At 54.4% G+C, this 4,986-nt stretch carries 6 protein-coding genes; 5 read left to right on the top strand and 1 reads right to left on the bottom strand.

Annotated elements, in window-relative coordinates:
* Positions 1-242 precede the first annotated feature (242 nt).
* A complete protein-coding gene (gene nhaR / locus ACOYNV_RS25530) occupies positions 243-1,154 on the top strand; it encodes a transcriptional activator NhaR (protein WP_422902628.1) in 912 nt (303 codons plus the stop codon).
* A gap of 147 nt (positions 1,155-1,301) precedes the next feature.
* Here nhaR and ACOYNV_RS25525 read toward each other — a convergent pair whose 3' ends face one another.
* Positions 1,302-1,433 (bottom strand): hypothetical protein, encoded by a 132-nt coding sequence (locus ACOYNV_RS25525; protein ID WP_422902627.1) that lies wholly within the window; start codon positions 1,431-1,433, stop codon positions 1,302-1,304.
* Positions 1,434-1,632: 199 nt separating this feature from the next.
* Between ACOYNV_RS25525 and ACOYNV_RS25520 the strand changes: the two genes are divergently transcribed.
* The 4 genes from ACOYNV_RS25520 to ACOYNV_RS25505 all read left to right on the top strand — a co-directional run bounded on the left by ACOYNV_RS25520 (position 1,633) and on the right by ACOYNV_RS25505 (position 4,979).
* Complete coding sequence (locus tag ACOYNV_RS25520; RefSeq protein WP_422902626.1) at positions 1,633-2,340, top strand: Crp/Fnr family transcriptional regulator; 708 nt, start codon at positions 1,633-1,635, stop codon at positions 2,338-2,340.
* A 140-nt stretch (positions 2,341-2,480) separates the two neighbouring features.
* The gene (locus tag ACOYNV_RS25515) at positions 2,481-3,716 is read left to right on the top strand and encodes a tyrosine-type recombinase/integrase (RefSeq protein WP_422902625.1); all 1,236 of its coding nucleotides are present in this window, start codon (positions 2,481-2,483) and stop codon (positions 3,714-3,716) included.
* On the top strand, positions 3,682-4,599 hold the full coding sequence (locus ACOYNV_RS25510) for a hypothetical protein (RefSeq protein ID WP_422902624.1): 918 nt from the start codon (positions 3,682-3,684) through the stop codon (positions 4,597-4,599). The genes ACOYNV_RS25515 and ACOYNV_RS25510 overlap by 35 nt, the downstream gene beginning before the upstream one ends.
* Before the next feature lie 98 nt (positions 4,600-4,697).
* Positions 4,698-4,979 (top strand): helix-turn-helix transcriptional regulator, encoded by a 282-nt coding sequence (locus ACOYNV_RS25505; RefSeq protein ID WP_422902623.1) that lies wholly within the window; start codon positions 4,698-4,700, stop codon positions 4,977-4,979.
* Positions 4,980-4,986 lie beyond the last annotated feature (7 nt).

Raw genomic sequence — 4,986 nt, 5'->3', positions numbered from 1 at the left:
TTTCCACCGCCCATGCGTGCGGCTTCAGCACTGCCCACGCTCAGGCCAAGCGCCAGAACCAGCGCAAAAACTGCCATGAAAGTCTTTTTCATTTGCTTCTCCGTAAAAAGTTGAAACTGCGATGCCAAGCAAAACCCTTTGGCCTCTGTTTTAACGCAGGCGGGATGGTAATCCGTACAAATACATCTAACAAGTCGAATATAATGATCATACACATCGATTAAATTGATTGGTAGAACATCATGGCTACGCTCAACTTCAAGCATTTGCGCTATTTCTGGATGGTGGCCAAGACTGGCAGCATCGCCCGCGCCGCCGAGCAACTGCACCTTACGCCGCAGTCGATCAGTGGGCAACTGACTGAATTTAGCGCCACGCTGGATGTCGAGCTTTTTCGCCGCGCCGGGCGCAACCTTGAACTAACTGAAGCCGGGCGGCGCATCCTGAGCTACGCCGAGGAAATTTTCACCATCGGTGATGAACTGCTCGAAGTGCTGCGTGATCAAAAGGTGAAAAAGACCTTGCCATTCCGCGTCGGGATCGCCGATAACGTGTCCAAGCTGATCGCGTACCGGCTTGTCGAGCCGGCGCTCAAACTTGGCGAGCAGGTGCGGCTGGTTTGTCGGGAGGGGCGTTTGGCATCGCTGCTGGCCGAACTGTCCATTCATCGACTCGACATGATCATTGCCGACCGGCAGATGCCGGCCAATCTGAACGTGCGCGGCTACAGTCACTTGCTTGGCGAGAGCGGACTATCGGTGTTCGGCACCAGCGGCCTGGCGAAGGAACTGTCAGGCAGTTTTCCGGCACTGCTCGATAACGCCCCGTTTCTCCTGCCGGGCGAAGATGTCGCCATCCGGCCGAAGCTGATTGAATGGCTGGAAACCAGCAATCTGAGGCCGCGCATCGTCGGCGAGTTTGACGACAGCGCCCTGATGAAGGCCTTCGGACAAGCCGGTGCCGGACTGTTCGTCGCCCCAACCGCCATCGTTGATCATGTTTGCGAGCAGTACAAAGTGTCCGTCATCGGCCGCATCGATGCCGTGGTCGAGCACTTGTATGCGATCACCACCGAACGCCGCTTGACCCATCCCGCGATCGTCGCCATCAGCAAGGCGGCGCGTGAAGATATTTTTGGAGTAGGGAAAGATTGATTCTTGCCTGCCTTGCAGAGCTTATGGGCAGGCGATCTACAAGCCATTGCCATGAAGAGCGTTGTATTCATTGGCTCTCCAGCATGTACCGTTGTAGATCGCCTACAGATGCGGCTTGCAGCGGTTGTTGCCATTTTCAGTATTAATTCAGCCCGCGCGCAGGGCGAACCAGAGGCTTTCCCCGACGATGGGCAGCGCATTCATGATCAGGCTGGCCTGCCAAGTAACCAGCTTCGTTTCCGGTAATGAATAAAGTTCCGTCCGATCAGGAAAAAACATGACTTCCCGGCCGCTGTCGGGTAAGCTTCTCCTGTTACAAACCTCGTTAGGATTAATGGCATCGATCGCAAGGTTGGTGCCATATTTTTTTTGCCGTTCTGATTCTCAGAACCTCGCTCGGCGCCAACCAGAACTAGCCTCGGTCGCAGACTGATGCGACCATGCTTTGTCATTCACGGACGAGAATTCGGAAGCTCGCATGCACGCCAAACAGGGAATCAACATCGAGGCGCTTCTCTCCCACGTGCCGCTTTTCAACGGGCTCGAGGCAGTTGAAATTGCCCGTATCGCGCGTGGTACGCGCGAGGTCAATGCGCTGCGCGGTGAGATCCTGTTTCACAAAGGCGATCCCTCGAACGGTTTCCACCTGATCGTTTACGGACAAGTCAAACTTGCCTTCACTTCATCGCAAGGCGGTGAGAAGGTGGTGGATATCCTCAGTCAGGGTCAGTCCTTTGGCGAAGCGGTGATGTTCATGGAAAAACCGTACATGGTTTACGCGCAGGCGCTGAGCGATTCACTGCTGTTGCACATCTCGAAAGCCGTCATCCTCGACGAACTGGATAAAGATCCCAAACTCGGCCGCAAGATGATCGCCGGGCTTTCGATACGGCTGCATCACCTGATCACCGATGTCGAATCGTATTCGCTGCACTCGGGTCGCCAGCGCATCATTGGCTACTTGCTGCGCGACACCGTCGAAAGCGACGCCAATTCGAACTCGCTGACCGTCATGCTCACCACCAACAAGGGGGTGATTGCATCGCGCCTCAACCTGACGCAGGAACACTTCTCGCGCATCCTGCACGAACTCTCCGAAAAAGGCTTGATCGTTGTTGAAGGGCGAAAGATAAGCATTCCCGATGTCGAGAAGCTGCGCGGCTACACTATCCTCGCACTGGCTTAATTCGCCCCATATCGCACCGTATCACTACCCTACGCAACGCCTGTTCTAGCAAGGGTTTGTAGATAATCTAATCATTTCTTGTCGTCTCACACCATAGCGAGTAATATCATTATCTTTGATGGGGCGGGTGATGGGGGCAAATGATGACTAGGAAAGCAAAGGAACTAGGTGCGTTAGAGGTCGGCAGGCTTGATACGCCTGGCTTTCATGCTGTCGGCGGCGTCTCAGGTCTGGCGCTTAAAGTCTCTGATACTGGCGCACGATATTGGATATTGCGGGTAATGATCGGCGGCAAGCGGCGCGACATGGGCTTGGGTGGTTTCCCTGACGTTACCCTTGCAGGGGCGCGTGATGCGGCGCGTGAGGCTCGCGCTAAGATTAAGGCAGGCATTGACCCGATAGACGATGCGAAAGCCAAGCGTAGCGCACTGGCAGCAAGCAGGGCGGCATCCGTTACATTCAGCGAAGCGACGATGAAGTACATCGCGGCCAAGGAGTCGGAGTGGTCTAATAAATCTCATGCTTCCCAGTGGCTTGCCTCTCTGACTGCCTACGCGTTCCCCATGATCGGCAAGGTCTTTGTGCGCGACATTGGGCAGGCTCAGGTGATGAGTGTTATCGAACCGCTATGGCTAACCAAGAACGTAACAGCTACTCGAGTTCGTGCTCGGATTGAAAAAGTTCTGGACTGGGCAACGGTGCGCGGTTATCGAACTGGCGAAAATCCGGCGCGGTGGCGTGGTCACTTGGAGTCTTTGCTGGCGAAGCCAAACAAGGTGCAATCTGTTGAGCACTTTCCAGCACTGCCGTTTGATGAGATCGGCGCATTCATGGTGAAGCTACGCCAACAAGAAAGCATTCCGTTACGTGCTGTTGAGTTCGCTATTCTGACGGCGGTTCGATTAAATGAAGTTACCGGCGCGGCATGGTCGGAGATTAACCTCGCGGAATCGACGTGGACTATCCCCAAGGAACGCATGAAGATGGACAAAGAACATCGCGTGGCGCTGAGTGATGAGGCCGTGGCTGTGCTTAATGTCATGCCGAGAACTAGCGATCTGATCTTCCCCAGCAGAAAGGGCGCGGAACTGGCAGGCCAAGTAATGCGGGATGCTTTGAGTCGCGTCCACGGCGGCATAACCATTCACGGCTTCCGTTCAACTTTCAGAGATTGGGCTTCCGAACGTACCAGCTACCCTAAGGACGTGGCGGAAATGGCGCTGGCGCATTCCATTGGGAGCAAGGTCGAGGAAGCATACAGGCGCGGTGATCTGTTTGAAAAGCGGCGCTTGATGATGCGCGACTGGGCGAAGTTCTGCGATACCGTGGCTCTGCCTGCCAGTGTCACACCGATTCGAAGCAAAGCAGCAGTTTAAAGTTTTTGTCGCGCCTAGCTGTCGGCTGATCCCCGATGGCGAAAACCGGATTCCCCTTGTCCGGCTGGCGTGGCTCCTGAATTCAAGGGGAAGTGAAAGGGTATTTATGAAATCTTGGTACAACAAAAACGACTGTGAACACCTCAGTGCATATCACGCCTATTACCCCGTTCCCGCGGCGGCAATGCTTTGGTGTGGGGTTCCACACGATGATGCGCAAGAGGAGTTGGATAAAATTATCGAGCATCCGAGTATTCGTGGGGTTTTCACGCATCCGTACATTCCTTGTTTTGAGGTGCGATGCAGGATCATTCACGATGCAATCGAAAGCAAGGCGCTACCGTCAGCGCGTGAAAACGGTAAAACAGTAACAACGGAAGACCATGTGCGGCCAGAACGTCGGCACGTTTCGAGGGCAAATTTGAAGGCATGGATATCCAAGGAGCACCCTTCCGACATGCCAGATTTTCTCTTTGATGAAATCGAGCGCAACACTCATGCTGCATTCGGCAAAGATACATTTCTCGTGCTACAGGCTGACAGAGACGCACTGAAGGCCAGACTCGAAAAGGCGAGCGAGGCTTATCAGACGCTGAAAAAAAATATGGATGACATTGTTGGCGAGCGCGAATCACTACGGGCGATGGTGGAGAAGGCAAATACACCGGGCGAGCGATCTGAAACAACCTATCTAAACATTATCGGGGCAATGCTGGCGCTGATGCTTGGAAAATCGCCAACGGGTAACGCGCAATCAGTTTTTGATAATCAATCCGCAATCATTTCCGCGTTACTCGGATACTACGATGGCAAGCCCGGAATAGCGGGGCGAACGCTTGAAGAAAAGTTTGCTGCGGGTAAGCGAAGCCTGAACGCTACCTGACGAGTTACCGCAACTGCGGCAACCTGTGCCGCAACTGCGGTGATTCCAAGTTACTGAATATCTACGCTTGCGTCTTTCCAATCAGAAAGGCGCACACCATGACTTCCTGCCACACACCGAGCGCAATATCTTCCGCGCTTAAAACGACTGCACCCAAAGCACAGAGCGCACTCCCTGACGCGCTTGTTAATTTCGACTCACAACCCGATTCTGCCTATGTTCGCCAGCCAGTAGTCCAAGGGCTGTTTGCCTGTTCGTCGGCAACCGTCTGGCGCATGGTCAAACGCGGCACCCTGCCTGCACCTCGCAAACTGTCCGAGCGTGTAACCGCTTGGAACGTCGGCGCACTCCGTCAAGCACTCGCAGCGGCGGTGATCTAATGGACAG

The organism is Propionivibrio sp. (genome assembly GCF_049316945.1).
Classification (GTDB): domain Bacteria; phylum Pseudomonadota; class Gammaproteobacteria; order Burkholderiales; family Rhodocyclaceae; genus Propionivibrio.
Note: the sequence above shows the minus strand (reverse complement) of the source record. Positions and strands in the feature narration are given on the sequence as shown.

Excerpts from the sequence above, each read along its gene's own strand:
- nhaR (WP_422902628.1), top strand. The coding sequence starts at position 243 with ATGGCTACGCTCAACTTCAAGCATTTGCGCTATTTCTGGATGGTGGCC.
- ACOYNV_RS25525 (WP_422902627.1), bottom strand. The coding sequence starts at position 1,433 with ATGTTTTTTCCTGATCGGACGGAACTTTATTCATTACCGGAAACGAAG.
- ACOYNV_RS25520 (WP_422902626.1), top strand. The coding sequence starts at position 1,633 with ATGCACGCCAAACAGGGAATCAACATCGAGGCGCTTCTCTCCCACGTG.
- ACOYNV_RS25515 (WP_422902625.1), top strand. The coding sequence starts at position 2,481 with ATGATGACTAGGAAAGCAAAGGAACTAGGTGCGTTAGAGGTCGGCAGG.
- ACOYNV_RS25505 (WP_422902623.1), top strand. The coding sequence starts at position 4,698 with ATGACTTCCTGCCACACACCGAGCGCAATATCTTCCGCGCTTAAAACG.